The 25751-nt window shown below is 46.5% G+C and carries 29 protein-coding genes, 3 tRNA genes and 2 pseudogenes; 16 read left to right on the top strand and 18 right to left on the bottom strand.

Annotated elements, in window-relative coordinates; translation table 11 throughout:
- Positions 1-22 precede the first annotated feature (22 nt).
- The 6 genes from F941_RS01180 to F941_RS01155 form a co-directional block, all read right to left on the bottom strand.
- Entirely contained in the window at positions 23-772 is a 750-nt protein-coding gene (locus tag F941_RS01180) for a class I SAM-dependent methyltransferase (protein WP_005006914.1), read from the bottom strand.
- 104 nt (positions 773-876) lie between these two features.
- Positions 877-1602: a hypothetical protein gene (locus F941_RS01175; protein WP_005006911.1), complete on the bottom strand. Its 726-nt coding sequence runs from the start codon at positions 1600-1602 to the stop codon at positions 877-879.
- 20 nt (positions 1603-1622) lie between these two features.
- Positions 1623-2081, bottom strand: coding sequence for a hypothetical protein (locus F941_RS01170; RefSeq protein ID WP_005006908.1), 459 nt, complete (start codon positions 2079-2081; stop codon positions 1623-1625).
- 165 nt (positions 2082-2246) lie between these two features.
- Positions 2247-2322: transfer RNA gene (locus F941_RS01165), tRNA-Phe, on the bottom strand.
- Positions 2323-2457: 135 nt separating this feature from the next.
- A tRNA-Phe gene (locus F941_RS01160) sits at positions 2458-2533 on the bottom strand.
- Between the two features lie 205 nt (positions 2534-2738).
- Positions 2739-3116: a GNAT family N-acetyltransferase gene (locus F941_RS01155; RefSeq protein ID WP_005006903.1), complete on the bottom strand. Its 378-nt coding sequence runs from the start codon at positions 3114-3116 to the stop codon at positions 2739-2741.
- Positions 3117-3214: 98 nt separating this feature from the next.
- Between F941_RS01155 and hisB the strand changes: the two genes are divergently transcribed.
- The 5 genes from hisB to hisA all read left to right on the top strand — a co-directional run bounded on the left by hisB (position 3215) and on the right by hisA (position 6663).
- Positions 3215-3808: an imidazoleglycerol-phosphate dehydratase HisB gene (gene hisB / locus F941_RS01150; RefSeq protein ID WP_005006901.1), complete on the top strand. Its 594-nt coding sequence runs from the start codon at positions 3215-3217 to the stop codon at positions 3806-3808.
- Positions 3808-4425 (top strand): imidazole glycerol phosphate synthase subunit HisH, encoded by a 618-nt coding sequence (gene hisH, locus F941_RS01145; protein ID WP_005006899.1) that lies wholly within the window; start codon positions 3808-3810, stop codon positions 4423-4425. The genes hisB and hisH overlap by 1 nt, the downstream gene beginning before the upstream one ends.
- Before the next feature lie 134 nt (positions 4426-4559).
- Positions 4560-5078 (top strand): DUF805 domain-containing protein, encoded by a 519-nt coding sequence (locus F941_RS01140; protein WP_005006898.1) that lies wholly within the window; start codon positions 4560-4562, stop codon positions 5076-5078.
- Between the two features lie 106 nt (positions 5079-5184).
- The gene (locus tag F941_RS01135) at positions 5185-5862 is read left to right on the top strand and encodes a 3'-5' exonuclease (protein WP_005006896.1); all 678 of its coding nucleotides are present in this window, start codon (positions 5185-5187) and stop codon (positions 5860-5862) included.
- A gap of 69 nt (positions 5863-5931) precedes the next feature.
- Positions 5932-6663, top strand: coding sequence for a 1-(5-phosphoribosyl)-5-[(5-phosphoribosylamino)methylideneamino]imidazole-4-carboxamide isomerase (gene hisA, locus F941_RS01130; RefSeq protein WP_005006894.1), 732 nt, complete (start codon positions 5932-5934; stop codon positions 6661-6663).
- A gap of 39 nt (positions 6664-6702) precedes the next feature.
- Here hisA and F941_RS16805 read toward each other — a convergent pair whose 3' ends face one another.
- Positions 6703-6834, bottom strand: a complete 132-nt coding sequence (locus F941_RS16805; protein WP_265597011.1) for a hypothetical protein — start codon at positions 6832-6834, stop codon at positions 6703-6705.
- A 99-nt stretch (positions 6835-6933) separates the two neighbouring features.
- Positions 6934-7491 (bottom strand): hypothetical protein, encoded by a 558-nt coding sequence (locus F941_RS01125; protein ID WP_005006892.1) that lies wholly within the window; start codon positions 7489-7491, stop codon positions 6934-6936.
- Between the two features lie 208 nt (positions 7492-7699).
- Here F941_RS01125 and F941_RS01120 point away from each other — a divergent pair, with 208 nt between their 5' ends.
- Positions 7700-8602, top strand: coding sequence for a DMT family transporter (locus tag F941_RS01120; RefSeq protein WP_005006890.1), 903 nt, complete (start codon positions 7700-7702; stop codon positions 8600-8602).
- A 182-nt stretch (positions 8603-8784) separates the two neighbouring features.
- Here the strand turns inward: F941_RS01120 and F941_RS01115 are convergent, their stop codons facing one another.
- Entirely contained in the window at positions 8785-10191 is a 1407-nt protein-coding gene (locus F941_RS01115) for an NAD(P)/FAD-dependent oxidoreductase (RefSeq protein WP_171065488.1), read from the bottom strand.
- Positions 10192-10233: 42 nt separating this feature from the next.
- On the bottom strand, positions 10234-11565 hold the full coding sequence (locus tag F941_RS01110) for an APC family permease (RefSeq protein WP_005006886.1): 1332 nt from the start codon (positions 11563-11565) through the stop codon (positions 10234-10236).
- 98 nt (positions 11566-11663) lie between these two features.
- Between F941_RS01110 and F941_RS01105 the strand changes: the two genes are divergently transcribed.
- A complete protein-coding gene (locus F941_RS01105) occupies positions 11664-12023 on the top strand; it encodes a transposase (RefSeq protein ID WP_005006884.1) in 360 nt (119 codons plus the stop codon).
- A gap of 348 nt (positions 12024-12371) precedes the next feature.
- Here the strand turns inward: F941_RS01105 and F941_RS01100 are convergent, their stop codons facing one another.
- Genes F941_RS01100 through F941_RS01090 form a run of 3 tightly spaced genes read right to left on the bottom strand, consistent with a single transcriptional unit; the run spans position 12372 to position 14395 of the window.
- Positions 12372-12767 (bottom strand): DUF4870 family protein, encoded by a 396-nt coding sequence (locus F941_RS01100; RefSeq protein WP_005006882.1) that lies wholly within the window; start codon positions 12765-12767, stop codon positions 12372-12374.
- Between the two features lie 26 nt (positions 12768-12793).
- Complete coding sequence (locus tag F941_RS01095; RefSeq protein ID WP_005006880.1) at positions 12794-13420, bottom strand: DUF1294 domain-containing protein; 627 nt, start codon at positions 13418-13420, stop codon at positions 12794-12796.
- A 24-nt stretch (positions 13421-13444) separates the two neighbouring features.
- Positions 13445-14395 (bottom strand): homoserine kinase, encoded by a 951-nt coding sequence (locus F941_RS01090; RefSeq protein WP_005006878.1) that lies wholly within the window; start codon positions 14393-14395, stop codon positions 13445-13447.
- Positions 14396-14508: 113 nt separating this feature from the next.
- Between F941_RS01090 and hisF the strand changes: the two genes are divergently transcribed.
- The 4 genes from hisF (at position 14509) to F941_RS16800 (ending at position 16256) form a co-directional block, all read left to right on the top strand.
- A complete protein-coding gene (gene hisF, locus F941_RS01085) occupies positions 14509-15267 on the top strand; it encodes an imidazole glycerol phosphate synthase subunit HisF (RefSeq protein WP_005006877.1) in 759 nt (252 codons plus the stop codon).
- A 128-nt stretch (positions 15268-15395) separates the two neighbouring features.
- Positions 15396-15776 carry a hypothetical protein gene (locus F941_RS01080; protein ID WP_005006874.1) on the top strand — a complete coding sequence of 127 codons (381 nt, stop codon included), beginning with the start codon at positions 15396-15398 and terminating at the stop codon, positions 15774-15776.
- Positions 15777-15779: 3 nt separating this feature from the next.
- The gene (locus tag F941_RS01075; protein WP_005006873.1) at positions 15780-15986 is read left to right on the top strand and encodes a hypothetical protein; all 207 of its coding nucleotides are present in this window, start codon (positions 15780-15782) and stop codon (positions 15984-15986) included.
- 144 nt (positions 15987-16130) lie between these two features.
- Entirely contained in the window at positions 16131-16256 is a 126-nt protein-coding gene (locus tag F941_RS16800) for a hypothetical protein (RefSeq protein ID WP_018573015.1), read from the top strand.
- A 241-nt stretch (positions 16257-16497) separates the two neighbouring features.
- Here F941_RS16800 and F941_RS01070 read toward each other — a convergent pair whose 3' ends face one another.
- The gene (locus F941_RS01070; protein ID WP_005006872.1) at positions 16498-17115 is read right to left on the bottom strand and encodes a hypothetical protein; all 618 of its coding nucleotides are present in this window, start codon (positions 17113-17115) and stop codon (positions 16498-16500) included.
- A gap of 106 nt (positions 17116-17221) precedes the next feature.
- Between F941_RS01070 and F941_RS01065 the strand changes: the two genes are divergently transcribed.
- Both F941_RS01065 and F941_RS16340 read left to right on the top strand, forming a co-directional pair.
- Positions 17222-18220 (top strand): AraC family transcriptional regulator, encoded by a 999-nt coding sequence (locus tag F941_RS01065; protein WP_005006870.1) that lies wholly within the window; start codon positions 17222-17224, stop codon positions 18218-18220.
- Between the two features lie 133 nt (positions 18221-18353).
- Positions 18354-18582 (top strand): annotated as a pseudogene (locus tag F941_RS16340) (aquaporin); the annotation flags it as partial.
- Between the two features lie 139 nt (positions 18583-18721).
- Here F941_RS16340 and F941_RS01055 read toward each other — a convergent pair.
- Both F941_RS01055 and F941_RS01050 read right to left on the bottom strand, forming a co-directional pair.
- Complete coding sequence (locus F941_RS01055) at positions 18722-18967, bottom strand: hypothetical protein (protein WP_005006865.1); 246 nt, start codon at positions 18965-18967, stop codon at positions 18722-18724.
- Between the two features lie 64 nt (positions 18968-19031).
- Positions 19032-20120 carry a DNA/RNA non-specific endonuclease gene (locus tag F941_RS01050; protein WP_005006863.1) on the bottom strand — a complete coding sequence of 363 codons (1089 nt, stop codon included), beginning with the start codon at positions 20118-20120 and terminating at the stop codon, positions 19032-19034.
- Between the two features lie 271 nt (positions 20121-20391).
- On the opposite strand from F941_RS01050, the gene F941_RS16850 reads away from it, so the two are divergent.
- On the top strand, positions 20392-21066 hold the full coding sequence (locus tag F941_RS16850; protein ID WP_005006861.1) for a hypothetical protein: 675 nt from the start codon (positions 20392-20394) through the stop codon (positions 21064-21066).
- A 76-nt stretch (positions 21067-21142) separates the two neighbouring features.
- Here the strand turns inward: F941_RS16850 and F941_RS01040 are convergent, their stop codons facing one another.
- Positions 21143-23023 (bottom strand): potassium transporter Kup, encoded by a 1881-nt coding sequence (locus F941_RS01040; protein WP_005006860.1) that lies wholly within the window; start codon positions 23021-23023, stop codon positions 21143-21145.
- Between the two features lie 124 nt (positions 23024-23147).
- Between F941_RS01040 and F941_RS01035 the strand changes: the two genes are divergently transcribed.
- Both F941_RS01035 and F941_RS01030 read left to right on the top strand, forming a co-directional pair.
- Positions 23148-23237: transfer RNA gene (locus F941_RS01035), tRNA-Ser, on the top strand.
- A 184-nt stretch (positions 23238-23421) separates the two neighbouring features.
- Positions 23422-24584, top strand: a pseudogene (locus F941_RS01030) (tyrosine-type recombinase/integrase).
- A 46-nt stretch (positions 24585-24630) separates the two neighbouring features.
- On the opposite strand, the gene F941_RS01025 reads toward F941_RS01030, so the two are convergent.
- A complete protein-coding gene (locus tag F941_RS01025) occupies positions 24631-25743 on the bottom strand; it encodes a restriction endonuclease subunit S (RefSeq protein WP_005006857.1) in 1113 nt (370 codons plus the stop codon).
- Between the last annotated feature and the right edge of the window lie 8 nt (positions 25744-25751).

Raw genomic sequence — 25751 nt, 5'->3', positions numbered from 1 at the left:
AAAAAATGACCGCAGGCAACGCTTAACTTTGCGCAGCAGCGCACAGGCCTACCCGCAGCAGCACAGGAAATTGCACAGCATAAGATGATGCTATTGGCTGAGCTGCGAAATATGCCTCCAAAGGCGCCAGCGGACTTTGATTATGCTGTTTTACATAATGCTTAAAGCCAGACCATGTATTGAAATAATTCAGCAGCTGCGGGCCGCTCCAGCGGTACTGCAGGGACAATGCCGGCATCTGCTGTTCTGCAAACGGAAATGGAATTGTTTGATACAGCTCATCCACATAATGCCGTTCGGCATCCCAGCAGCCTTTCAGGGTGTCAAAATACAGCAGTTGAATCAGCTGATTCAGCTGCGGATCCTGCGCTTCGATCAGGCCATAGCCAATAACCGCCAAACAGCCTTTAGGCTTCAGCACACGGCGCACTTCAGCATAAAATGCATCAAAATTGAACCAGTGGATAGCTTGCGCCACAGTGACCAAATCTGCGCTGTGATCGGCAAGCCCCGAATGTTCCGCCGCAGCGGCGCGGCAAATGACATTCTGCAGTTGCGGCGCCTGCGCCAATTGCGCCGCGCTCAGATCTGTCGCCAGCACCTGCTGGAAATGCGGCGCCAGCCATTGAGTAAATTGACCTGAGCCCGCACCGCAGTCCCATGCCAGCTGGCGTTCAGGCACGTATTTTAAAACCGCCTCTAGAATCTCTGCAGAATAGTCTGGGCGCGCCTGCTGATACAGCTGGCTGTTGTCGGAAAATAAATCTTTCATGGCAGGGATTCACGGCTAATTTTTAATGAGTGTAATTCAGTTTGTGCCGGCCGAAACTACAACTTAGGTCAGAGATTAGACATAAACATTTGAACGCTAAGAATTTACTGAATCACGTTTTGAATATAAAAGCTGGTTTGCGCAATAGGCTCCATCTGGTCATTCATTTGATAGTACTTGACATCATAATAGCCGGGGTTCCAGCCCGAAACCGGGTAGAAACTGACCCAATTTTGCTGATTTTCACTGACTTTGCGCGGTGTAAACAGCAAAATTTCACCTGTGTCGCGCTGTGTCCAGCGCACCATCACCTGTGCATTCGGCGGCACTTTGCCAAACGTATCAAAATGCGCGTATAGCGGCTGTTTCGCATAAATTTCACGAGGCAATACATCTGCCGGGTTCAGCTGAGACTGTGCCGTAACATAAGCCTGCCCAATCAGCTGCTGCTGCGGATCATTTTTGGCCTGCACAAACTCATTCAGCATCTGCTGTGCAAACTGCTGCTTATTCCTAATTTGATCAAAAGCATAATCAGGAAACGCTTGCTGTAAATACTGCGCGAGCTGCTGTTCAGAAGCATGCTGAATCAGACTTTGAACTTGCTGATATTGGCTTTTGAGCTGCCGCTGAGCCTCTGCAGAAGGCATTGACTGCATTGAATCAATGGCCAAGCCAGAAACAGGATTGCCATCCACTGAGGAACTATTCATCGATGGCTGATCTGGCGCTGGCAGTCCTGTACTGTCTGCATTGAAATCAGCAGCAGCATAACCCAGCGCAAAGCACAGCGCCCCTACCGCGCTGTATTTAATAAAATGCACAGTCATTAGATTGAATCAAACAATGATCAGGAATTGCTGCAGCGCAAAGTTTCGGATGTGGTTGATGAATTAAATTCACCGGATGGATAAGCACTTCCATTGATGCTGACCTTGTTCAATGTATAGCCTGAACCCGCCAACAGTTTAAGTGTGCCTGCAGCGCAGTAGCCGGTGATTTTATTGCTGTTTTTCATTGATGCAACGCAGCCGGCATTGGTTACAGCATAAAGCGTCTGTCCAGCATTCACGCTGCTTGAACAGGCGGCTGTGATTACTTTATCCAATGATGACTCACACGATGTGCAATTGCCGTTTTCACATAGTTTGGCTGCATTTTCACTCTTGCATTCATAAGTGACACCGCCTTTTACAATGGTTTTGGAATATGACGAATTGACATTGTCACCGCTGCCGCCGCCTCCGCATGCTGCAAGCAAAGCACTGGCCGCAATTGTCAGAGGAAGCAATATTATTTTCATCTTCATAAATTTACCCATTCATTTGTAATGTTATTTTTAATGTTCAATCATGCCCAGCGGGCAAAGTTTTTTTCAAAATCGATTGTAGCATCTAAATGGGATAAATCATCAGCAGCACCAAAAGCTAGCCATAAAAAAAGCCCCAAACAATGTTTGAGGCTTTTTTGAATATGGTGGCGAGACCCAGGATCGAACTGGGGACACACGGATTTTCAATCCGTTGCTCTACCTACTGAGCTATCACGCCGATGCGGTGTATTAAGCCGTAATTGATGGCATTAGTCAATCTAAATCATCAATATTTTTTACCGAATGTGTTTTTTTTAAGCAAAAAAAATCCCTGATGGGATCAGGGATTGAAACTTTAAATAAGTTTTAAATATGGTGGCGAGACCCAGGATCGAACTGGGGACACACGGATTTTCAATCCGTTGCTCTACCTACTGAGCTATCACGCCGATGTCGCGTATTAAACAGTTTAAGTGTGATAACGTCAAGCATCGGTTTTGATTTTTGCTTCATTTGTTTACTTTTACAGCAAAAAATCCTAATTTGCTTATTTTTTGTTTAAATCTCAAGGCATTATTCAGCTCAGTATTTGATTTAATGCGGATTTCAGCACAAAAAAAGCAGCCCGCAGGCTGCCTGAATGCGAAATCAGATTCAGATTTTATCCAAATGCGCCAAGCAGCGGTGAATGGCGCCGCAGCCCGGTTCAAAAATTTTCACACCCTTTTCTTCTTCCATGCGGCACGCTTCACTGACCAGCCTTTCCGCGACCCCGCGGCCGCGGTTGGCTGGGTGCACCACAATATATTCCAAGGTCTTGCTTTCACCCTGCCCCGTGCACCAAATCGCACCGATCAATTTAGTATTAAATTCTGCGGTATAAACTGAGGTATACTGAGCTAAGTTTTGCTCTAGTTGTTCAATGGCATCTGCACCGTCGCTAAATTCAGGACTGGTGTCGTACAGTCGCTCAAGCTGGCTGCGCACTTCATCATTTTCCAAAGAAGTATAGGCATGTACGGTAATAGGCATTGATAAACCCTCCTGAGCAATCTAATATGCGGTGACTTTTCGTCACAGCGAAAAACATTTTTACATCAATCATTTTGACGTATTTGAGGAACGTGTCTATGACCGACCGTATCAGTGAAGTGGTAAGAAACACTAACGAAACCAAAATTCGAGTTCGCGTGAATCTTGATGGTTCTGGTCAAGGCACTTTAAACACTGGTGTTCCATTTTTAGATCATATGATTGATCAAATCAAGCGTCACGGCTTGTTTGATATTGATATTCATTGCGACGGCGACCTCGAAATCGACGATCACCACACGGTTGAAGACTGCGGCATTACCCTGGGCCAGGCCTTTGCAAAAGCGCTGGGGGATAAAAGAGGCTTAAAGCGCTACGGCCATTTTTATGCGCCGTTAGACGAATCTTTAAGCCGCGTGGTGGTGGACTTGTCCGGCCGTCCAGGCTTATTCATGGACATTCCGTTTACCCGCTCCATGATCGGCCGTTTTGATGTCGATTTATTCTCTGAGTTTTTCCAAGGTTTTGTGAACCACGCTTTAATGACCCTGCACATTGACAATTTGAAAGGCAAAAACAGCCATCACCAAATTGAAAGCGTCTTTAAAGCTTTTGCGCGCGCGCTGCGCATGGCTTGCGAAGTTGATCCGCGTGCGGAAGGTAAAGTGGCTTCAACCAAAGGAACATTGTAATGACCCGTATTGCCCTTCTTGATTATGGCATGGGAAATCTGCACTCTGCAGCCAAAGCTTTAGAGTATGTGGGCGCAGCGGTTGATGTGACCAATGATCCCAAGCTGATTGCGCAAGCAGACAAGATTGTATTTCCAGGCGTCGGCGCCATGCGCGACTGCATGCAGGGCATGCATGAAGCCGGCATTGATGAAGTGGTGCGCAAAGCAGCCTTCAACAAGCCGGTGCTGGCCATCTGCGTAGGCATGCAAGCCTTAATGCAGCGTTCTGAAGAAAATGGCGGCGCAGAGGCGCTGGGCATTTTTGAAGGCGCCGTGAAGCGCTTCCCGGATATGGATGGCATTAAAGTGCCGCATATGGGCTGGAATCAGGTGCATCAGGCTGACCCAAGCCACCCGATGTGGAAAAATATTGAACAGGATGCGCGTTTTTACTTTGTGCACAGCTACTATGTCGAACCAAAAGATGCAGGCATTGTGGCTGCAACCTGTGACTACGGTTTAGAGTTCTGCACAGCCATTCATAAAGAAAACTTATTCGCCACGCAGTTCCATCCGGAAAAAAGCCATACCGCTGGCCTGCAATTGCTGAAAAACTTTGTGGAATGGGATATTTAAACCCGTTTCACTCAAAAAGCCCGCATCATGCGGGCTTTTGATCTCTTGGCGGTTTATTCTTTAATCTGCAAGCAAAAACAACTATGATTTGAACACTTATTAAATATTCCAATTAAAAATCAGAGGTCAGAATAATGAATAACACTGTAAATGATTCCCCCCTAAGCGCTGCTGGACGTTTTGGGCGGTTGTCCTATTTAGGATGGAATGGTCTGCTGGTGCTTGTCATGATGGTGCTTGGTATTTTTTGTGCGATTGCGCTTCCAGGATTTTCACCCAATATGGAACAAGGCATGCCTATGTTTGCCATGCTGCTGCTGGGCATTGTGTATGTCACCATGATTTACTTTAACTTTATTTTTGCTATCCGCCGTTTGCACGACCGCAATCACAGTGGCTGGCTGTCTTTGCTGATGCTGGTGCCGCTTGCGAACCTAGGTTTAGCGCTGTATTTAATCTTTGCCAAAGGCGATGCGCAGGAAAATCAATTTGGCCAGCCAAGAGCCGCACAAACCTGGGAAAAAGTTTTAGGCTGGTTCTATGTGCTGATTTTTCCAATCGGGATCTTGGCTGCAATTGCCGTCCCTGCGTACCAGGACTACGTTCAGCGCGCGCATCAGGCGCAAATCTCCATTCAGCAGCAAGCAGAATAAATACGGCTGCAGCCGATTAAATTTAAAACCTGCGCCCCGCAGGTTTTATTTTGCCTTTAACCTGAAAAACCGCTAGTCTGCCTGAAAAGATGCCATTTTGATTCAAATGAATGATCTCCGCGCAGCCGCGCTTCCCAGCAAAGAACAGATTCAAGCCTTGCCGCGATTTCAAAATTTGCCGGCTCAGAATATTCAGGTCATTCAGAATTTAGCGCAGTGCCGCGCCATTGAAGCGGAATTAAAAACCGCTGCCCTGCTGGGCTTCGATACCGAATCTAAGCCGACATTCAGCAAAGGTGAAATTGCGACTGGCCCGCATTTAATTCAGCTTGCCACGCATGAGCGCGCTTATCTCTTTCAAGTCAGCGATGTCATTCTGGATTTTTTAAAGCCTGTGTTTGCCAGCCATGATCAAATCAAGGCCGGTTTTGGCCTGAAAAATGATGCGCATCTTTTCCGTAAAAAAGGCATTGAACTCAACAGCGTAATTGAACTGTCCAAATGCTTTAAATCCTTTGGCTTAGACAATCCCGTCGGGCTGAAAAATGCGGTTGCGCTGCTGTTTCAGCAAAACTTTCCCAAAAGCAAAAGTGTCAGCACGTCCAATTGGGCCAGAAAGCATTTAACAGAACAGCAAATTGCTTACGCCGCGGCCGATGCCTATGCGCCGGTATTAATTTTTGAAGAACTGCTGCGCCTCGGCCTATTGCCCAAAGACATTCAGGATACCGCCTTAAAACTGCGCAGCCGCCCGAATAAAATAAAACCGCCATCTGACGCTTAGAAATCTGCCAATATTTTGCTAAGATGGCGGGCAATGAATTCATTGAAAGATTGAGCAAGGAGCGTAAGCATGCTGATCATCCCTGCAATTGACCTGAAAGATGGCAAATGTGTCCGTTTGAAGCAAGGCCGTATGGAAGACGATACCGTATTTTCTGACGATCCTGTTGCAACTGCGCAGCATTGGGTTAATGAAGGCGCGCGCCGCTTGCATTTGGTCGATTTAAACGGCGCTTTCGCAGGCACGCCAATCCATAAGCCTGTGGTTGAAGCCATTGCCAAAGCGCAGCCGGAACTGCCGATTCAAATCGGCGGCGGCATCCGCTCGCTTGAAACCATTGAACATTATCTGGATGCAGGCGTTTCTTTTGTCATTATCGGCACAAAAGCCGTGCAGAACCCTGAGTTTGTAGAAGAAGCCTGCAAAAAATTCGCCGGCCGCATCATTGTCGGCATTGATGCCATGAACGGCATGGTGGCGACCGATGGCTGGGCCAATGTTACTGACGTTAAAGCCACGGATTTAGCGAAGCGTTTTGCAGATGCCGGCGTATCCAGCATTGTTTACACGGATATCGCCCGTGATGGCATGATGCAAGGCGTCAACATTGAGCAGACCGTCAATCTTGCAGCCTACTCAGGCCTGCCTGTCATTGCTTCTGGCGGTGTGACCAACCTAGATGACGTCCGCAACTTAAAAGGCCAGCCAGGCATTTTAGGCGCCATCACGGGCCGTGCCATTTACGAAGGCACACTTAACCTTCGTGAAGCGCAGTCGCTTTGGGATGACCAAGCCATCTAAAGCACGGCGGCAGTCTAAGGAGGCCTTCGGGCCTCTTTTTTATGCTGCTTTTTTCTTCATGTCTTTTAATGCTTTATCTATTTGCTTGAAAATAGGTTTATGCAATTGACGTGAATATGCTGTTCCAATAGTCCATTTCTTTTGCAAATCTGCTCGAATTTGCTGAGCCAATTCCCCCTGATTGGTTTGTATCGCCCATAAAGCATATTCAGATAATTTTTCAATATCTTGAGATTTTGTCGCAATGATAAAATTTTGCCGCGCGCTTTCCTACTGATTTAATTGGTGATTCGCCAAAGCGCGGATTAACGCAATTTGTTCAATTTTATAATTGGGGTCAATCGATTTGATTTTATCCGTAATTGCTAAAGCTTGCTGCGCCTGTTGATCCTGCAGATATGCTGTCGCCCATTGTTCTAAGAAAGCAGGATCATTTTCAACAAGGCTTGTATGCTTCTGCTTTAAAATAGCAATTGCTTCACTGGCCTTGCCAGACTGTATTAAATACTCGGCATATCTAACGGCATTTTCAACGCTTGGAATGTTTTCATACTGCGTTTTGGCTTGATTGATTGCACGATTCGGCTGCAAAATATGCAGGGCTTTTTTACTCAATATATGGGCTTGATATGGCATTCGCGATTGCGGCAAATACACCGCAATCAAATACACGACACTGCCGAAAAACGGAAAGACAAATAAAATCCACAACCAGAAAAATGGCTGCCCATTGCGAATCGCATGAATTGCAAAACACAGTGCGATCAGTACGTGAACCCCCACCCCAAAAATAGAAAAATACTGGAAGTACCAAGATAATTCATCCATCAAATAACCTCTTGAATCTATTCTTTTAATCTTTGTTTTATGCTCAAAGATTATACGTGATTGTAAAATTCGAAAGTAGAACTGCAGATTAAAATTTTTTATGCTTTACCTGACCATGGATGGATGTTCATAAGCGCCATGAAGGGCAAGTTCATCAGGCACATTCAATGCTAATATTGCGCTCTCCCTCAGTCATAATCCGCTGTACATGCCTCAATTTGCCTCCACGCTCAACTCTAAAACACCGCAGCTCGCGCTGATCCTCATCACCATCATTTGGGGCGGCAGCTTCCTGACGGTGCAGTTTGGACTGAACTACAGCACGCCCATTTTGTTCGTTGCTTTACGTTTTGCGGCTGCCGCCCTTGCCGTCAGCCTGCTTTCCCTGAAAGATTTAAAAAAATGCAATGCCAGCGAAGTTTTTGCCGGATTTTGCATCGGCGCAGTGATCGCCATCGGCTACGGCACGCAAACCATTGGCCTGCAAAGCATCAGCAGCAGTGAATCTGCATTTCTAACTGCGCTCTATGTGCCATTAGTGCCCGTTTTACTTTGGCTCTGCTTTCGGCAAACGCCACACTTCATGACCTGGCTGGGTGTCATTTCTGCCTTTGCCGGCCTGGCCTTTTTAACAGGCAATGGTTTTGGCGCCATGCAGCTGAATTTTGGCCAGCTGATTACTCTTTTGGGTTCGGTTGCAATTGCCTTTGAAATTATCCTGATCAGTTATTTTGCAAATAAAGTCAATTTACGCAGGGTCACCGTACTGCAGCTGGCATTTGCCTCAGTGCTGTGCTTTTTGATTGCGCCTTTCAATGGCGAAACCCAATTGCCGGCCTTTGAGTGGCCGCTGCTGGCGGTACTCTGCGCGCTGGGAATTGCCAGTGCCGTTATTCAATTGGTCATGAACTGGGCGCAGCGCATGGTCGATCCTTCGCAAGCCGCCATTATTTATGCCGGCGAACCGGTATGGGCCGCCATAATAGGGCGCATTGCAGGCGAGCGCCTAGCGCCTTGGGCCTTAGCCGGCGGATGCCTGATGGTGCTGGGTGTCATACTGAGTGAATGGCGGCCTCAGTTTTTAAATAAAGCCAAGGATGTCAGCCCTTAGGCGCATCCTGAACTTGGAATGCGGATGATCCATTCATCTCGATTCTGTTTATGAGGAATCGGCGCCTGCGCAGAAGAAAAAAAATCTGACTGCCCATCCGCCGCCTATCGGGCATCAAAAATGCACATGGGACAGCGTGATTTCCCTTGAAATAACGCTGTCCCGCTGAATCCATATAATTGTCAGAATGACACCATTTTTCCAGGATTGACCATGGCGCCCAAGCTATAGGCGCTTTTGGCAAGAGGCACCACCACCGGCGCCAGCGCACGGCCAAACGGAATATCCTGATGCTGAATACTGCTCAGCATTTTAAAATCATCGGCTTTACCGCAAAAATCATCGGCGATGGCTTTGCCAATGCGCACCGTTTGCGCCACGCCATGGCCGCTCCAGCCTTGCACCGCATAAATCGGATATTTGCCATCTGATTTACGGCTGTCGGCAGCGCCATTCATGGTGAGGTCTGTTGTGCCGCTCCAGACAAAATCGAGTTCCACCTGCTTTAACTGCGGGAATACATGCAGAATGCGCCCCAATAAATAATCATGGGTTTTCTCCGCGGTCCAGCATGAACCTGTTCCCTCGCCCCCAAACAGCAAGCGGTTTTGGGATACGCCGCGGTAATAGTCAATCTGAAACTGCGTGTCATAAACCGGCGCATCTGAAGGCAAAATTTCGCTTAAATCCATTTCAAGCGGCGCCGTGGTACACACGTAGGTATAAAAAGGAATGGTGGTCTGATTGTGTTCTTGAAGCAATTTAAAGGCAGCATGATGCACCCCGATCACCGCGCTTTTACGCGCTTTAATCATTCCGCCACTGGTCAGGACATAAATGCCGTCTTCACGCTCTTCGACCGATAGCACTTCTGTCTGCTCATACACTGTGCCGCCGTTTTGACAGAAGCCATATACCAGTCCGCGGTTCAATGCCAAGGGGTGAATCTGTCCGCCCAATGTATCCAGCAAGCCTCCGGAGTAGTTGTCAGATTTCACGTATTCAAACAGTTCGTGCTTGCCCATAATGTGCGTATGGTCTTCGCCCAAATATTTGCGCGCATCGGCCCCTGCCGTGAGGGCAACCAAATGCCCCGGATGCACGGCGGCCGTAATATGGCTGCGTTTGCGCTGCACATCCAGCCCATAGGCATCGCTGATTTGGTCAATTAACTCCATCGCTTCGGTCGAAGTGAAATGCCAAAGCCTTTTGGCCTCTTCATGGCTGAAATGCTCAATCATTTCAGCGGCCTCCCAGCGCGCCAGGCCGGGTGTCAGCTGCCCGCCGTTGCGCCCTGAAGCAGCGCTGCCAATCCGGTTTTTTTCCACCAATACCGTCTCGACTCCCTGCTCTGACAAATGCAAAGCCGCAGAGCTTCCAAGCAGGCCTGCGCCAATCACCACAACATCACATTCAATGTCGGCCTGCAAAGCCTCAAATTCATGCCAAGAGGCCAGTGAACTTTCATAATAGTTGGCAGGAAAATCGAACTGGCCCCGCGCTGGATTGAGCCAGTTCCACTCCTTGCCTGTCTGCACATTGACACTGTTTTTAAATTCAACATCTGCAACAAATTTTGGCTTCATCATCATCTTATTTACTCTCTTCAATTCAATTTTAAACGTTCAAACTCAGTAAGCGCTGCCAATCGCAATACTTTGTTTTTTTAATTTTTTATAGGCAAAAAGCAATATTCCAACAGCAAGCCAGATGCCGCCGCACACCAAAGCATTGTGTTCCAGACTCATCCAAAGGCACATAATGGCTGCGACAGAAATGATGGGTAAAATTAAGTTCAGAAACAGGTTTTTCAGCCCTTGGCGCTGGCCATCGCGCACATAGAATTTCATAAAGACTGAAAAGTTCACGGCGGTAAAGGCAATTAAGGCGCCAAAGCTGATCATGCTCACCACGGTGGCTAAATCAAGGGCAATCGCCGCTAAGGAAATAACACCAATCATCAAAACCGCATATAAAGGTGTGCCCAGTTTGCTGTGCACTTGGCCCAGTGTCCCCTTATGGAAAATGCCATCACGCCCCATGAGATGCACCAGACGTGAAGCGCTGGCATGAGTCGCAAGGCCTGAAGCAAAAGTATTCATAATCTGGGCGCAGAGAAAGACCGATTGAAATAAAGCGCCGCCGACATACAGCACAATCTCAGGCAAAGCCTCATCCGGGTTGTTAAAGCGGACATTGCTTGGGAAATACAATTGAATAAACCAGGACGCGCCCAGAAAAATTACTCCGCCGATGAGCGTAGTCAGCATCACAGCGCGCGGAATATTGCGTTTTGGATCGCTGGTTTCATGCGACATTGTGGTCACGGCATCAAAACCCAAAAAGCTGAAACACAGAATAGAGGCGCCTGCGATCAGCGGCAAAACCGACGTATCGCCATTCCATAATGGAGCCATGGTTAATACATGATCATAGCCCTGCCCGCTGCCTATCCCTTGAATCACCAGGTAAATAAAGAAGCCCATCAGCAGCACCGGCGCGCAGACAAACAGCATGCTGAGATTGGCTAAAATATTGATGCGGAAGCAATTGATCAGTGTCACTAGCCCTGTAAACAGGGCCACCCATGCCCAGTACGGCACACTTGGAATCACCGCTTCTAAATAAATGCCAGCCAGAAGCGCATTGACCAGCGGCAGCATGATGTAATCCAGCAGTGTGCACCAGCCCACAAAAAAGCCTGCCTGCGCCCCGCATGATTCCGCTGTATAGGTATAGGCAGAACCCGGCTTATCCGAATGCCTGCTGAAGCGCGCATAGCTGAATGCGGTCAGCAGCATGGCCCCTAGCGCCAGAAGATAAGCCAATGGCACCCGGCCATCAGTAATGCCTGACACAATGCCAAAAGTATCAAACACCACCATTGGGGTCATATATGCAATACCGATAATGACCACTTGCCATAAAGACATTTTTTTGAAAGAAACTTGCGTTTTTTCCATAATGCCACCTATTTATTCATTTTATTAAAGTTAATTATTTTTTTGCAACAACTATGCCATATAATATAAAAAACTTATTTTAAGCTGGATCAGCATAAATGCCGAAATACTCATTAGAGCTGCGGAATGCAGCCATCCAGATGTACAAAAAAACCGACTATAAAGTTGCCGTTTGCAAGGAGTTTAATATCTCCCGGGTGACCTTAGACGCATGGATCAAACTGGAAGAAGAAACTGGAAGCCTGCATCCAAAAACAGGAAATAAACGGGGCGCGCCAAGCCATATTAAAAACTGGAATGAATTTCAAGTATTTGTAAAAGAAACAAAATTTAAAAACATAAGTGACTTGATCCCGCTTTTTGAAACACGCTTTGGCTATCCTGTTTCTTATGCAGTTTTGGTGCGCGCCATTCACCTTTTAGGCCTGCGCAGGCGCCGTGGGCGCTTTTATGGATAAGCGGGATTTTCAACTCCAAATACCCTTCGCTTCAGCGCCTGAATTAATCAATTTAAATGTACAAAAATGTAAATTTATTTTTAATAAAACGTAAATATAAAATATTAAAAAAGTAAGATTATTTATTTAACAAAGTAAATTAAATATATTAAAAATGTAAACTCATATTATTAAAAACGTAAATTATAAAAATTTAAAACGTAAAGCCTGTTTCATCAGCCTCACCACAAAGGCGCACTCCATTGCTTCAATCTGGCGCAAGGCTGCAACAGCAGGGCATAAAAAAGGCAGCCAAAGCCGCCTTTTTCAAATTTTACAGCGCCCCAAAGGGCCGCATTCAGCAAATGCTCACGATTGATACATCGGCTGATTGTCATTTACGCGGATCAGGCCTTTAATGGCGCGGTAAACAATCCAAATCCAAGACAGGCCAATCACCGCCACACAAAAGGCCGATGCGCCCAAAGCGACGCCAGCGAAGGCATCGGGATTTTCCCCGGTAAAAAATAAGAAAAAGAACGGCACAAATGCAATGATGTTCCAAAACAGATACCACCAGAAAGTGCGGATTTGCCATGTAAAGTGGCTTTCAAAAATAGACCCCTGCACATCGCTGCGTTTCACATAGTTGATGATCAGCGCTATAACCGCCAATAAGCCTGCAGAAAAAATTGCAACGATATAAAGCACATACAGCGCAATCGTTAAGCTGCGGTTCGGATCTTTATCAATGGAATAATTCATGCGCCCTCTCTATTTTTATGCGTCTCTTAACTTTTAAAAGGATTAAATGGCGAAATCAGCCACAAAATCAATAATATGTTAAAAGCTATAGTACAAAAATAAATTTGCCGGAACGGTTGTTTTTGTGTTTTATGACGCAGTCTGTGCTGCGCCAGCCAAGCGGCCGGCCAGCCGCCCAAAAAAGACAGAATATGCAGGGTATTTTCCGGCACACGGCGGTTGCCCAATTGCGCAGCTTCCTTATCCTGCGCATAGAACCAGTAAGTCGCCGCATTGACCAAGCTGATCGCCAACAGCGCGGTGCCGTTCAGCAGGCCGGCAAAGCTCAAAACAGCCAAGGCCAAAATGTAGGCGATGCAGAGGATCTGCATCGGCGAGGTTTTCTGCGGCATGCGCACGATATTGTCTTTCGCCCGTTTGGGCTTCGGCTGGGTTTGCGAAGCTTTTAAATAGGTGACCTGCTGCGCGCGGTGCCGGCCGCGCTCATCCAGAATAATCAGATATTCCAAAGCGCAGCCGACAATCGGGCGCGGCCCAGGCCGGGCAAAATCTTTGATATGCAGAAATACGCGGTCTTTGCTGCTGTCATTGGGCTGAATAAAGCCATAGCCTTTGTCATCAAACCATTCGATTAAGCGGCCTTGATCGCGCATGTTTTTTCCTTTAAATGATTCAAATTAAGCGGTGACAAACTTCAGGCGTTCGATCAGCATATCGCGCATTTCAGCAGGATTTTTCTGCAGAATATCGCCGCCAGTCCGGCCTTCAGCCGCATTTTTCTGCGCCACCTGCAGGCGCATCATCCAGAACCGCCCCGCCGCCATCGCCAAATACAGTTCCAGGCACGCTTTTTCATCCGCTGTCAGCGGGCGCACACTTTCATAGGCATTTAAGAATGCCACCGCTTTGTCTTCATTTAAGGTGATGTTTGGATATTCTGTGCAGAAGTCATTTAAGGTAATGGCTATATCAAACAGCCATTCATCTTTATTTAATTCATAAAAATCTAAAATGCCTTTCAGCTCATCGCCATCGAATAAGGTATTGTCGCGGAACAGATCTGAATGGATAAAGCCTTTGGGACGGTTTGGATACATCGCCGTCAAGGCATCATACACACCCAGCAGATTATTCAGCAGCATGGCGTCTGCATCGTTCAGGCTCGGCTTCACCTCACGCGAGACCTGACGCCAATAGGCATGGTCACGGTAAAACGCGCGCTCTAAAGGAAAATCCTGCAGCGCCACATGCATTTTGGCCTGCGCCACGGCAATGGCTTGCGCCTGCGCAAGTGACGCAGGCATCGGATGCTCGCCCTGCATGCGCGGCGCAATCTGTGCAGGTTTGCCTTTTAGCGTGTGAATGGCTTTGCCCTGATAGGATAAGGGCACCGGCACCGCCAGCCCCGCTTGGCCCAAATGCTCCAGCACCGGCACCAATTCGCCGGCGCCCTGCTCATCCATCTCTTCAAAGATCGTCAGCACATACTGCAGGCCATTTTCACAGACAATAAAATAGTTGGTATTTTGAATTCCGCCTTGAATCGGAATCAGGTCAGCCACATTTAAACCATATGGCGCTGTGAAGTCCTGAACTTCCTTTAAAGTCAAAGTGGTATAAACCGACATAGAAAACCTGCGAAAAATCTTACTTAAGTTTGATAGAATACCCGCTGAATCTGCCAAGGTGTAGCGCTTGAGCGGGTGAGTTTCATAATCGGCTGTAATTATTGGAAAAAATTATGCTTGCTAAACGTATTATTCCTTGCCTCGACGTCGACAACGGCCGCGTGGTGAAAGGCGTTCAATTTCTTGATATCCGTGATGCAGGCGATCCAGTAGAAGTAGCGCGCCGCTATAATGAACAAGGCGCAGATGAAATCACCTTCTTGGACATCACCGCAACCTCCAGCGGCCGTGACACCACTTACCGGACCGTTGAACGCATGGCGGAGTCGGTTTTTGTGCCGCTGACCGTCGGCGGCGGCGTGCGTAAAGTCGAAGATATCCGCTTATTGCTGAATGCCGGCGCAGATAAAGTCAGCATCAACTCAGCGGCCATTTATAACCCTGAATTTGTGCAGGAAGCGTCACAGCGTTTTGGCGCGCAGTGCATTGTTGTGGCCATTGACGCCAAAAAAACCGGCGACAATAAGTGGGAAATTTTCACCCACGGCGGCCGCAAGCCAACGGGGATTGACGCGATTGAATGGGCCGTAAAAATGGCGGAATTTGGCGCAGGAGAACTGCTGGTCACCTCTATGGATGCGGACGGCACCAAAGCAGGCTATGACTTGGAACTGATGCGCAATATCAATGACCGCGTCACCATTCCAACCATTGCCTCCGGCGGCGTGGGCAATCTGCAGCATTTGGCGGACGGCATTTTAAAAGGCGGCGCTGATGCGGTATTGGCGGCCTCGATTTTCCACTTTGGCCAATACACCATTCCAGAAGCGAAAAAATATCTGGCAGAGCAAGGCATTGAAATGCGCCTTTAATTAACGGCGGCATAAAAATTTGATTTCAAAGAGCGCTTCAGCGCTCTTTTTTATTTTAAATAGAGATTCATACTTAAACTGTTAACGATATAATAAACACAATAAAATGAATATCTTGAAACTAAAAAATGCCTATCACTTCAAAACAGATAGTTGAGTTATTTATACTTGCGGTCATGGGTGCCGCACTTTATAGCGGCGTCACGCGTTACCATCATTGGAAATATAAACAAGCGTTACAGTCTCCGAATCAAATTCGCCATTGCGGCAAATTCATTGAGCAGACAAAAGTGGTGCATGAGCGTTTTGGCCGATCAGACCGCGTTGAACATATCTATACGTTTTCAAATGAACTGGGCGTTTCATTTAGCTTTACCGGCAGCAGGCCAGTGATAAAGCAACTTCCGCGATTAACAAGCTTGCAGCCAGAGCAGCATGTTTGTTTCCAATACACGCCCTCCGCTAAAGACCGGAATGGACTGTTCTTTACACTGACTAAAATTGAATAGAGCATGTATTTAGACCAGCTGATATTTCTAATCGGCCTCTGCAGCTTATTGGCCATGTGGCCGGTTTCTGTACTGCTCAAACTCAACTCTCGAACCCAAGCCATCATTATTCTCTTGCTCATTTGCAGCTATTTTTATGTATATCTCTTTGGTCTAAATCAATATGGTGAAATGCGCTATCAAAAAGCGCTGGATTCACATCAGCAGTAAAGCCAATGCGCTGAATTCATCCAGCTGGTTAAATTCAATTGGGGCCGGAAAGGCCAACATGAAACGGCTGTTCAATTCCGAACGGATCAATATCAATTTATCGAATTCAATGCTGATCCGCCTGCTTTAAAACATCTTCCGCAGATGGCGCAGCTTCAGCACAGCAAACGCTATTGTTTCCGCTCTGCAGGGGAGATTAAAGACTGGAACGGGCGCTGGATGATGACAGCGCTGCAAGCTGATCAGCAAGATGCATCAATGCCGCACTGAAAGAAAAAACAGCAGGCAAAAAAAAGGAGTCCTTAGACTCCTATAAACCAAGAAAATTACAGCGCTCGGTTATCTTAAATGACCAGTGAAATATACAAACAGTTTCACGGAGACAGGTGAATGCCTCTGATTAAGCGACTATAAAATAAACACTGCCTCGAAATATTGACAATAAAGCCGCAAATTATTGACCAAACACGACAAACTGTCCTGCGTTATGCCCTTTTCCGGCAGAAATCCCTTAAGCGGCCGCATTTTCAAGCATTACCGCTTTCTTCTCGACCCATTTCGCAGGACGGATGCGGCTGACCGCCCAATTCAAGCCATCGGATAGCGCCTTCGGCAAAGTGATGCCCAGCGGGTTTAATTCCTGCAGTTCTGGCGATGAAATCACCCGGGTTCCCAAGATATAGTCAAACCACGGCTTGGTGACACACCAGTTGGCATCCTGATTGGAATTCATATGATGGTCATAATGCCACGGAATTTTCTTCATGGCCCATTCAGGCTCTAAATGCGCGCGGCGGTGAATGTAGTAATAATTGCCGGCCGCATACAGTACAGACAGGCTCATGCCTTTAGAAACCGGATAAAACAGCGGCGCAAAAACGCCTGCAACCACCGCCAATGAAATGATTTCATTTTTGGTGCGCCAATTGCTGAATCCTTCCACATAGCCATGATCGTGAAAGTCCGTTTTCCGCACCTCGCGGTGATGTTCCCAATGCGACTTCATGCTGTCCGGCACAGGGCTGTAGCGCGGCTTGCCGGCACGGTGCGTGCCATGCAGGATGTACTTGTGCGCAACCCATTCAAATCCATTCGCAATCACCAAACCCGCGATAAAACCTTTCAACATATGCGTTCTCCCTCTATTCAACTGACTATAGAGAATGCAAAAGACTAGATCTTGACCTGTTTTTTGAATATTATTGACAAATTACGACAATATCCAAAAATAAAAAATGCAGCAGCTTAAGAATTATACCGGCTCAGTCTACGGCGGCCTTGGACATTTGCTTTACGCGTTTTATCAATCGCAGGCGCTGGCTATTCCAGAACAGCTGGCGCGGGTGCAAAATTTAGAACGCTTTGATTATATCTTATGGCGGGATTTGCTGACGGCGCTGGATCAGCAGCTGCAGCGTCCGGCGCTGGGCCTGCAAATTGCGGAACTGGTTCAGCCTAAACATTTAGGCATCATCGCCTATATTGCCATGTCCTGTGAAAGTCTGGGGGAAGCGCTGCACCGCTATCATGACTTTCACCGTTTGGTTTATGACGGCTCACCGCTGCAGGTCTCGGCAGAAAATGGCCTGCTCTCGATCCGCTGGTCTGACTTGCCTAAAAACATGGCGACTCAATTGACCGATGAAGTTGCCATTGCATTGATGGTCGGTTTTTTAAAGCATTTTATGGACTTTAAGGATATCAGCCTGCATGAAGTTCATTTTCAGTCTGAAGCTCCTAAACATGTAGCGCTGTATGAACAGTATTTCCGCTGCAAAGTGCGCTTTTCCCAGCCCTGCTCGCAGGTGCTGATGCAGGTGCAGGAACTGTCAAAACCATTTTTTCAGGGCGATCAGACCCTGCAGCAGCTGCTGACGCAGCAAGCCCATGCGCTGCTGGAAAAACTGCCGAATACTACCCAAACCGACCACAGGCTGCAGCAGGCCATCTTAACAGGGCTGCAGAAAAATTTATTTCAAATTGAACATATTGCCACTCAGCTGAATATTTCTGTACGCCAGCTGCAGCGCCATCTGCAGCAGCAAGGCACGACCTATCAGCAGCGCATGCAGGAAATCCGCTGCATGATGGCTGAAGAATATTTGCGCGATCCGCATTTAAGCCTGCAGGAAATTTCCCTGCTGCTGGGATATTCAGAACAGAGCGCTTTTCAGCGGGCATTCAAGCAATGGCAGCAGCTGACACCTCAGCAATGGCGGCAGCGCAATCTTTAGGCTGCTGGAATTCTCTTTAGGTCATTATTCTGGCATAAATAATACAATAAATTCAGTATCTTATAAAAATAATCAGTATCCATCACAAAAAACAGCTTCTGGAGAGCTTATAAATAAATATGTTGCAGAATGAATTGGCGCCTTTTGGCTGGTCTTTGGCGGCTGCGGCTTTTCCTGAGCTCGGCATCGGCTCCGCAGGAGCCGCACTGGCCTTCGGCCTGACGGTATTCACTGGCGCTTATGCCCTTGGCCACATTTCCGGTGGACATTTCAACCCCGCCGTCAATATTGGCTGATGGACTAGCGGGCGCTTCGGCAGCAAAGACCTCATTCCCTATATGATTTCCCAAGTGATGGGCGCGCTGATTTATAGATGTGGCCCAAGCAGGCTAAGCTCCAAACTGCTGAAGCCTGCAAATGGGCCATATGCCTCATAAAAAAAGCGCATTTATGGCGCTTTTTTTATATTCCATGCGGACTGCTTTTTATACAGAATGGATTTTAAAGAAATGGATTTTCAATTTCCTGGCCCTGTTCCTGCGGCACGGTTTCAGGCAAATCCGCCTGGCTTTCCAGCGCTTTTACGACATCATTCAGTACAGCCTGCAGCGCTTTGGCGGCCTTTAATCCCGCCTGATCTTTGGTGAGCTGCAAATTGCCGTACAGGCTGACGCAATCAGCAGCATTTTCAACGGTTAAATCATGGATTGCATGTGACTCTGTGCCATGTTCATAAGGCTTAAACATAATTTTCCCTTATCTTGTTGTTATCAAATCTGCACCGCATTCCTGCCATCCTAATGCAGGAACATTATTTCAACAACTGCAGAATATATTGCAGCAGCGCTTCTATCAGCTGTTTGACAATTGCATCCTGTGCAGAAGCATCCAGCCCAGATGCAGCATCCTGGTTTTGCGCATGAGAAGATGTCCCCCCTGCGGATTTAAATTGCTTCTGCATGGCCTGCAGCGCGCTGTTATCTACCTCTTCCGCACATTGGCTCTCAGCATCCCAGTGCGAATAGTCAATCGGCTTGGCCGCTTTCACGGCCGTCGCCTTTAAGGGCAAATTATAGGTATTGCGTTTCTGTTCTTCTGTCAGCTGCGGAAACAGATTGATGCCCAGCTGCTCTTCCAAATAGCAGACACTGACAATTTTCACCTGCAGTGAATTATCATTTGGCGCGTAGTAGGCGCCGATTGCGCCTGTTTTTGGCAAATATACCGCCTTATAAGTGGCGGTCGGTACAATCACGCCTCTGCCAATGGTTTTAAGCTTTTTCGCAGCAAACACGGGGCCTGAAACAATATAGACATCCTGCTTTTGCCTGGTTGCTAAGGCGCGAACAGCTTCTTCCAGCTCGCGCCAGACCTGCTGATTATTTTTGGGCGCCTGCGGCACCATATTGGCCAAGGAAAAACTGTCAAACTGCGCGTCTTTAGTCGGCATGTCGGCATTCGGCGCCATATGGCCGCGGTCATAGCCTGAAGCGCGGTAATCCGACAGCAGCGCCCGATGCTCTTGCGCTACGCGGGGTTCTTCATGGAAACTGTCTTCCCGCGGGATTTTCTGGCTCAAGCGCTCTGGTGTAAGCGCTTCCGCCACCCACAGTGGCGTTTTTGAAACGCCTGAATACATGACATTAAAGCCGTTGAAGCACAGCGGATAACTGTGCTTATTCAGGCTGTCTTTCATTAAATACGGCGGCACATCCCGGTAAAATTGATCCAGACATGCCGAATTGGATGGCGTTGCCGATGCAACAAATTGCTGTATTTTTTCTTGTCCAAATGCAAAGGCAAAACTTCCTGCAGCCACTACGCCTAAAATCATTTTGACGCCATTTTGATTGAATAATCGGGTCAAAATCTGCCCTGAACTGCTTTTCTTTTTGGCCATTACCACAACATTTACATTTAAAAAGAACTATTTTTCACGAGCTTAGCAAGCGCCCTGCAGGAAGTATACGGAGCTTTTTTTGCTTTGATTAACAATTATGCAAAAATTGTCCAACAATACAGCAGTCGGTGTAACAAATTGTCGCGCATGTATTGAACTTTATACGCGCGATTGAAGACTTTCGGTGTGTTTCATTGCAACTGGCAGAATAACTATGACAAGGTAAAACGACGAAGGATATGCAAAAGAATTTTATTATTTGGGAGTCGTTATGCATTCTAAGACGAAAGCGAAAGCAAAGATCATTGGTTTAGGCCTCATCTCCGGCTTAATGAGCGCCGCGGCCATGGCAGAGCCGCCGATTCAGCCGGGCGATACGCTGCAAAGCCTGTCACAAGTGAAAATCACCACCACCGTCAACGGTCAGCAAGGCTCTATTCAGGAATTAGTGGCCAGCGGCCAAGTGCGTATTGCCGATGCCGCAGCGCAGCAAGCCAGCATCGCCCTCGGTGAGCCCGCACCTGCCGGCGCACAGCCCTTAGATGCTGCACAGGCCAATCAGGCTGCTGTTGAGCAGGCATCCGCTGATGCCATGGCGCCAGCCGAACTGAATAATACCCAAGCTGCTAATGCCAATCTTGGCGCCGATCAGGCAAACCCAGCAGCAGCTCAGGATCCGCAAAGCGCACTGAATCTAGAGCCAGCCGAGACTGAAATGCAGGCGCCTGCCAATACAGCCGCCGCTGCGCCGATTCTGTCCTCTTCTTCAGCGGCCCCAGTGAATGCGGAGGCTCCTGCCAATAGCGACAGCATGTCAGGCGCCGCACCAGAACTGCCGGATGCCAATGCAGCTGCTGAGGCTGCGCCCGAAACACCAGTGGCTGATACAGCAATTCAAGCCTCTCCTGAAGCGCCGCAAGCTCCGGCGGAGGCGATTGCGCAATAAGTTGAAAGCTTATCTTTGCGCAATAAAAAAACCAGAGGCTTGCTCTGGTTTTTTTATTGTTCTGATTTGGCGCCCGCTAGATCTCTATCTGACTGCCCAGCTCCACCACGCGGTTGGTTGGAATCTGATAGAAATCACTGACTGGACTGGTATTGCGCTGCATGGAAATGAACAGCTTTTCACGCCAAGGCGACATGCCTTCCCCCAAAGTATGGATAATGCGGTCGCGCGAAATAAAGAAGCTGATTTGCATTAAATCATACTCAAAGCCTAATTCTGCATAGGCTTTTTCCAGCGCCTCTGGAATATTCGGCTGATCTTTAAAACCATAATCCAGGGTAATGCGGTAAAAACGGTCATCTAGCTTTTCGACCCGGCAGCGTTCCGCGTCTGACACATAAGGGATATCCCGCGTCATCACGGTCACCATGATATTGCGCTCATGCAGCACCTTATTGTGCTTAATATTATGCAGCATGGCATGCGGCACAATATTGGGCGTTCCGGTTAAAAATACCGCATCCCCAGGCACAAACTTGGTTTCATTGCTGAAGCCGATGCTTTTGATAAACAAATCAATCGGCAATGAATCTTTTTCCAGGCGTTTAAAGACCAGCGCGCGGCCATCTTTCCAAGTCATTAAAATCGTGAACAGCACTGCGCCAATTAAAATCGGCACCCATCCGCCTGAAAGAATTTTCAGCGAGGTTGAGGCAACGAAAATAAAATCGAGCAATAAGAACGGCACTGCAAAAAGCGCGACTTTCCATAGCGGCCAGCGCCATAAGCTATAGGCCAATACAGAAATTAAGATCGTGCCGCACAGCATCGTCATGGTCACGGCAACACCGTAAGCGCTGGCTAAATTTTCGCTGTTTTCAAACAGCAGAATTAAAATCAGCACTGAGATATACAGCGTCCAGTTAATGAACGGCAGGTAGATTTGCCCGCGTTCTACATCTGAGGTATGGCGCACCGTCAAACGCGGCAAATAGCGCAGTTGAATGGCCTGATTCACCATCGAAAATACGCCCGTAATGACCGCTTGAGAAGCAATGACCGCAGCGGCTGTCGCCAAGCCAATCATTGGATACAGCGCCCAGTCTGGAATTTGCATATAGAACGGATTTGCCAATGCTTCCGGATTGCGCAGCAGCAGCGCGCCCTGCCCGGCATAGCTCAGCAGCAGGCAAGGCATCACCACAATAAACCATGCCAATTTGATTGGGAGGCGGCCAAAATGCCCCATATCCGCATATAAAGCCTCGCCGCCCGTCATGGTTAGAATCACGGCGCCCATAGTCAAAAAGGCCACATAAGGCTGATTGACCACAAAACTGAACGCCCAAGCTGGATTGATCATCAGCAGTACATGCGGGGTCTGCAAAATGCTCAATATGCCGAAGAAGCCAATAGACATGAACCACAGCAGCGTGATTGGGCCAAAAAATTTACCCATGGTGCCTGTACCGTGACGCTGGATTAAAAACAGCCCCGTCAGAATGCCAATCGACAAGGGTTCCAGCCACTGGTTAAAGATGGGCGTCGCAATGCTTAAGCCTTCAATTGCAGACAGCACTGAAATTGCTGGCGTAATAATGCCGTCGCCAAAGAACAGCGATGCGCCAATAAATCCCAATGCAATTAAATAAACCTTTTTTTTGTCACTGATCAGCGTGGTTCGAAGGTTCAACGCCAGCAAAGACATAATGCCGCCTTCGCCGTTATTGTCTGCGCGCATAATAATGGTGACGTATTTGAAGCTGATCGACAGCATCATGCACCAGAAAATCAGCGACAGGATACCCAGCACCGACGCTTCTGAAATGGCTAGATGCGCAGTGAGGAAGCATTGGCGCAGCGCATACAGCGGGCTGGTGCCAATGTCTCCGAATACCACACCTAAGGCTGCTAAGGTAATCGCAGGCAGTGCGGCTTTTTGTGCAGGACTTTGCATATTTATGTCTTCAATTTTAGACAGTATTTTTGCGAATCATATCATCAAGGCAAAAGTTTTTCTCTAAATCAATTGTTTCAGCTTGGCAGTCCGGTATTTTTTGGTTATTATCCACCGCGCATATGGTGAGGTGTCCGAGTGGCTGAAGGAGCACGCCTGGAAAGTGTGTATACGTTTGCGCGTATCGAGGGTTCGAATCCCTCTCTCACCGCCAAATTAGCTTCCCGTAGCATCCAACGGGGTACTGAAAGGCTTAAACTACATAGGTTTAAGCCTTTTTTATTGTTTTGTGAAATCCTAGCGCATCCATTGCAATCCCCCCATATCGTGGGGGATAATTGAGGGACAGACTTTCTAAGTTATTTTTCGTCCCCCAATTTGCACGGATACCATTCAAAATGCTTACTGATGCTCAAGTTAGAAAAATAAAGCCACTAGATAAAAAAAGCGCTATTCTGACGAAAAAGGACTATATCTGGAGGTTACACCTTCAGGTGGAAGGTTTTGGCGTTTAAAATATAGATTTAATGGCCGTGAAAGCACTCTAACTATTGGTAGCTATCCAGAGATCACACTTGCTCAAGCTCGCCGTGCACGTGATGAAGCACGTATTCAGCTTTACAATAATATTGACCCTAATGCTATAAAAAATGAACGCTTACAACAAATAGATGAAAGCATTCTTTTTAAATCCCTTGCTATGGAATGGATGGAAGATCGCAAGCCTGTAATTAAAGAAGGGACTTATTTACGTGACTTATCTGTATTTGAAAAGGATCTATTTCCAGAATTAGGTGATATACCTATTGACCAGATTAAAGGCAAAGATGTACTGGCATGTGCCAAAAAGATTGAAGCACGTGGTGCACAAGAAATGGCTAAGCGTTCTATCCCTCTAGCTGGGCGTATTTTTCGTTATGCGATTCGGAAAGGTCTTATCGAAAACGCCCCAACTCCCCACCTTCAGGAAGCTCTAAAGCCCCGTAAAGTAAAGCATATGGCTCGCTTAGATATTTCTGAGTTTCCACCTTTCTTAGAACGTATGGATCGTTATCACGGTAACATATTAGTCAAGACAGCATTACAGTTCATGACCTTAACTTTTGTGAGGACAGCTGAACTCATAAACATGGAATGGAATGAAATTGATTTTGAAAAGAAGTTGTGGCGCATTCCAGCTTATAAAATGAAAATGGCTCTACCCCATATTGTTCCTTTATCTCGACAAGCAATTGAACTCATTGAAGTCCTACAACCTCTTACAGGTAACAAGCAATTTGTATTTTATAATCACAGTACAGCTAAACCACTAAGCAACAACGCTCTTTTAAGTGCGATTCGCACCATGGGTTACACAGGTAAAATGACGGGGCATGGCTTTCGTGGACTTGCTTCAACAACATTACATGAGCAAGGTTATATGCATGACGCAATCGAAATACAGTTAGCACATACTGTTGGTAATGCCGTCTCTCAAGCATACAACCATGCTCAACATCTTGAGTACAGAACAAAGATGATGCAGGAATGGTCAAATTTTATTGATGAATTGAGAGGATAAATTGCACTTTACCCTAATTCAGATAAACATATAACACGTATATCTTTTATTCTGTTTTAACGACATAACTCACTACATCACGAATCACTAACTTTTGTATAGCTGAAATTAATGTTTGCATGAGGACATAATCTGGTTGGCCGTTATTTATAGGAAGTAAGATTTTTTCATATTGAACTTTAGTCCACACAGCCTTATTGTCCCATCCAAATTTTAATTTAATTGATTTTTCTAAACATGTAGCCAAACATAATAATTTTTGTTTGGTCATCATTTGTTCTTTAACTTTTAACAGATACGCATCCCAAAGAACACCTACTTTATGAGGTTGAGCATACACTCTACCTGTAGCAATAGCGCCATTACTTATAACATCAAGTACCATTTCAGCACTGTCAAAATCACCTTCACGTCCATAAAACATAATCCCATTATCACCAACTTTTGCATTAACTAATGGCAAATTAAACTCTGTGGTTTGAACCATACTTGTATCATCTTTTTTATCAAATTTTTTATTCTTATTTTTAGGACTTAATTTTTCAAATAGACTACTAATCTTAAACTCTCCCCACTGCCAATCTTCAAAATGCTCCAATATTTCTCTTTCTTTATCAGTCAAAGTATAATCATTTAACCCTGTATCCCTTAAATAGGTATTTATTTTTTGCATATATCCCTGTTCAAGAACTCCAATAAGTTTTTCCATAAAGTTAAAATCAATCTCACCATTTCTTACAGGCAATTGTATTTTATGATTTTTTATATCCTCTAATTTATAACCGCCTTGCTGCCCGTCAAAAGTGGAAACAAACTTTTGAATATAGGATATGAAAAAGTATGCTGTATTTTTATTCCACTTACTAACAACTTCCTTTGGACTTAATTTATTTATATTTTGCGAGCAATAATAAGGTTGTGTTTGGAATTTTACATATTTGTAGTTCCCTATCACTGTTGCGGTAATAGTAAAAGGTTCATTTGGCTCAAAGCTTTGCTTTTCAATTTTTCCTTGTATCCCATTATCACTAAATGTTCTTCCGACAAAATTAATACCACTTTTCCTAAAATTAACAGCATTACTATCTAATGATTTTGTTCCAACAATAGAAAACAAATCTTTTAACTGATACTCACCCCACTCAACATCATCTAACATGCTGTTTA

It is taken from the genome of Acinetobacter bouvetii DSM 14964 = CIP 107468, assembly GCF_000368865.1.
Taxonomy (GTDB): domain Bacteria; phylum Pseudomonadota; class Gammaproteobacteria; order Pseudomonadales; family Moraxellaceae; genus Acinetobacter; species Acinetobacter bouvetii.
Note: the sequence above shows the minus strand (reverse complement) of the source record. Positions and strands in the feature narration are given on the sequence as shown.

Bases quoted from the DNA above. Each gene is read 5' to 3' on its own strand.
- F941_RS01070 (WP_005006872.1), bottom strand. From the start codon at position 17,115: ATGTTGAAAGGTTTTATCGCGGGTTTGGTGATTGCGAATGGATTTGAA.
- F941_RS01080 (WP_005006874.1), top strand. From the start codon at position 15,396: ATGCCTATCACTTCAAAACAGATAGTTGAGTTATTTATACTTGCGGTC.
- F941_RS16850 (WP_005006861.1), top strand. From the start codon at position 20,392: ATGCATTCTAAGACGAAAGCGAAAGCAAAGATCATTGGTTTAGGCCTC.
- F941_RS01050 (WP_005006863.1), bottom strand. From the start codon at position 20,120: ATGGCCAAAAAGAAAAGCAGTTCAGGGCAGATTTTGACCCGATTATTC.
- F941_RS01105 (WP_005006884.1), top strand. From the start codon at position 11,664: ATGCCGAAATACTCATTAGAGCTGCGGAATGCAGCCATCCAGATGTAC.
- F941_RS01040 (WP_005006860.1), bottom strand. From the start codon at position 23,023: ATGCAAAGTCCTGCACAAAAAGCCGCACTGCCTGCGATTACCTTAGCA.
- F941_RS16800 (WP_018573015.1), top strand. From the start codon at position 16,131: ATGGCGCAGCTTCAGCACAGCAAACGCTATTGTTTCCGCTCTGCAGGG.
- F941_RS01110 (WP_005006886.1), bottom strand. From the start codon at position 11,565: ATGGAAAAAACGCAAGTTTCTTTCAAAAAAATGTCTTTATGGCAAGTG.
- F941_RS01175 (WP_005006911.1), bottom strand. From the start codon at position 1,602: ATGACTGTGCATTTTATTAAATACAGCGCGGTAGGGGCGCTGTGCTTT.
- F941_RS01090 (WP_005006878.1), bottom strand. From the start codon at position 14,395: ATGTCGGTTTATACCACTTTGACTTTAAAGGAAGTTCAGGACTTCACA.
- F941_RS01025 (WP_005006857.1), bottom strand. From the start codon at position 25,743: ATGTTAGATGATGTTGAGTGGGGTGAGTATCAGTTAAAAGATTTGTTT.
- F941_RS01180 (WP_005006914.1), bottom strand. From the start codon at position 772: ATGAAAGATTTATTTTCCGACAACAGCCAGCTGTATCAGCAGGCGCGC.
- hisA (WP_005006894.1), top strand. From the start codon at position 5,932: ATGCTGATCATCCCTGCAATTGACCTGAAAGATGGCAAATGTGTCCGT.
- F941_RS01155 (WP_005006903.1), bottom strand. From the start codon at position 3,116: ATGCCTATTACCGTACATGCCTATACTTCTTTGGAAAATGATGAAGTG.
- hisF (WP_005006877.1), top strand. From the start codon at position 14,509: ATGCTTGCTAAACGTATTATTCCTTGCCTCGACGTCGACAACGGCCGC.
- F941_RS01140 (WP_005006898.1), top strand. From the start codon at position 4,560: ATGAATAACACTGTAAATGATTCCCCCCTAAGCGCTGCTGGACGTTTT.
- hisH (WP_005006899.1), top strand. From the start codon at position 3,808: ATGACCCGTATTGCCCTTCTTGATTATGGCATGGGAAATCTGCACTCT.
- F941_RS01170 (WP_005006908.1), bottom strand. From the start codon at position 2,081: ATGAAGATGAAAATAATATTGCTTCCTCTGACAATTGCGGCCAGTGCT.
- hisB (WP_005006901.1), top strand. From the start codon at position 3,215: ATGACCGACCGTATCAGTGAAGTGGTAAGAAACACTAACGAAACCAAA.
- F941_RS01095 (WP_005006880.1), bottom strand. From the start codon at position 13,420: ATGCGCGATCAAGGCCGCTTAATCGAATGGTTTGATGACAAAGGCTAT.
- F941_RS01100 (WP_005006882.1), bottom strand. From the start codon at position 12,767: ATGAATTATTCCATTGATAAAGATCCGAACCGCAGCTTAACGATTGCG.
- F941_RS01115 (WP_171065488.1), bottom strand. From the start codon at position 10,191: ATGATGAAGCCAAAATTTGTTGCAGATGTTGAATTTAAAAACAGTGTC.
- F941_RS01120 (WP_005006890.1), top strand. From the start codon at position 7,700: ATGCCTCAATTTGCCTCCACGCTCAACTCTAAAACACCGCAGCTCGCG.
- F941_RS01135 (WP_005006896.1), top strand. From the start codon at position 5,185: ATGAATGATCTCCGCGCAGCCGCGCTTCCCAGCAAAGAACAGATTCAA.
- F941_RS01125 (WP_005006892.1), bottom strand. From the start codon at position 7,491: ATGGATGAATTATCTTGGTACTTCCAGTATTTTTCTATTTTTGGGGTG.
- F941_RS01075 (WP_005006873.1), top strand. From the start codon at position 15,780: ATGTATTTAGACCAGCTGATATTTCTAATCGGCCTCTGCAGCTTATTG.
- F941_RS01065 (WP_005006870.1), top strand. From the start codon at position 17,222: ATGCAGCAGCTTAAGAATTATACCGGCTCAGTCTACGGCGGCCTTGGA.
- F941_RS01055 (WP_005006865.1), bottom strand. From the start codon at position 18,967: ATGTTTAAGCCTTATGAACATGGCACAGAGTCACATGCAATCCATGAT.